2 tRNA genes are annotated in these 415 nt (G+C 46.3%); both read left to right on the top strand.

From position 1 onward, the window contains the following. Positions 1-49 precede the first annotated feature (49 nt). Positions 50-125, top strand: a tRNA-Val gene (locus tag COE25_RS24945). A 176-nt stretch (positions 126-301) separates the two neighbouring features. Continuing rightward, positions 302-374: transfer RNA gene (locus COE25_RS24940), tRNA-Thr, on the top strand. Positions 375-415: the final 41 nt, after the last annotated feature.

Genomic DNA, 415 nt, shown 5'->3' with positions numbered 1-415 from the left:
GGTCACCAAAGTTTTTTACGCACTAACGTAAAAAAACTTTCATTGCTGTGGAGGATTAGCTCAGCTGGGAGAGCATCTGCCTTACAAGCAGAGGGTCGGCGGTTCGAGCCCGTCATCCTCCACCATAATATAATTATGTTAACTACATGCCGGGGTAGCTCAATTGGTAGAGCACGAACGAATAAGCTCCTTGAATAAACTTCAGCATACTGACCGAGCTGCTGCTTGCATAAGCTTTCTGAGGTCAGGATGACGGCAACGAAGTCAGCGTGTTCAAACTTAATATTTTTCCAAACTACATGCCGGGGTAGCTCAATTGGTAGAGCAACTGACTTGTAATCAGTAGGTTGGGGGTTCAAGTCCTCTCGCCGGCACTGCTTTTTTAAAGTTAAATATGGAGGGGTAGCGAAGTGGC

It is taken from the genome of Bacillus sp. AFS031507 (assembly GCF_002584635.1).
GTDB lineage: Bacteria > Bacillota > Bacilli > Bacillales > Cytobacillaceae > Neobacillus.
Note: the sequence above shows the minus strand (reverse complement) of the source record. Positions and strands in the feature narration are given on the sequence as shown.